Consider the following 1,001-nt stretch of genomic DNA (forward strand, 5'->3'; position numbering starts at 1 on the left):
GCTGCCCTTGTTGGTTTTGCTGATCTTGCTGCCCTTGTTGGTTTTGCTGATCTTGCTGCCCTTGTTGGTTTTGCTGATCTTGTTGCCCTTGTTGGTTTTGCTGATCTCGTTGTCCTTGTTGGTTTTGCTGTTGATTAGTCATTTGCCTATCCATCCATTTTTAATAAAAACTGTGCCCTTCTAAAACTTACATATTAATTTTAGTAAAGCCACACTATTAATGTGACAGTTTCTTTCATTGTAAAATTATTTATTTAGAATGATTTTAGTATTAAGTATGATAAAAAAATTAAATAAAAATAATTGTATAAATTACAATTAATTAGATATATAGATTTAATAAATTTTTTATTTTTAATTAATCTATAAAAATCCTTGAGTAAAGATAAATAGTTTTATTGTTATCTATGTTAAGTTAATAAAATATAAATTTTAATAAAATTCAATATATTATAGAAATTGATTATTATAAATTTCACATTATTAAAAATAGATATACATTATAAATTCTATATTGGTTCATTATTTTTAGCTTATGCTTTTATCTAAATAATAATGATAGGACGGTATAACTATGGCTACTCGAAATAATGAAAATGATACAGATACTTCAAATCGTGGATTTGCGAGTATGGATCCAGAAAGACAACGAGAAATCGCAAGCCAAGGTGGTAAAGCCGCACATGAAAGTGGTAATGCCCACGAGTTTACTTCAGAGGAGGCGCGTGAAGCGGGAAGAGCTGCTCATCGAAGTGGCCATGCTCATGAATTCACTTCAGAAGAAGCACGTGCAGCAGGCAGTCGTAGCCATATAAACGATAGTAGTTCAGGTGGTCGCAGCAGCAGCCGTGATGATGACGATGATGATCGTGGTGGCCGTTCAGGCGGACGTGGTCGCAGCAGCAGCCGTGATGATGACGATGATGATCGTGGTGGCCGTTCAGGCGGACGTGGTCGCAGCAGCAGCCGTGATGATGACGATGATGATCGTGGTGGCCGTT

Annotated in this window: 1 protein-coding gene; it reads left to right on the forward strand. The window is 36.0% G+C overall.

The window, feature by feature from the left end; translation table 11 throughout:
- Nucleotides 1–574: 574 nt before the first annotated feature.
- A partial coding sequence (locus AC3CAU_RS16740; protein WP_488368513.1) for a KGG domain-containing protein occupies nucleotides 575–1,001 on the forward strand: 427 nt, incomplete at its 3' end.

Source organism: Acinetobacter sp. GG23 (assembly GCF_057766365.1).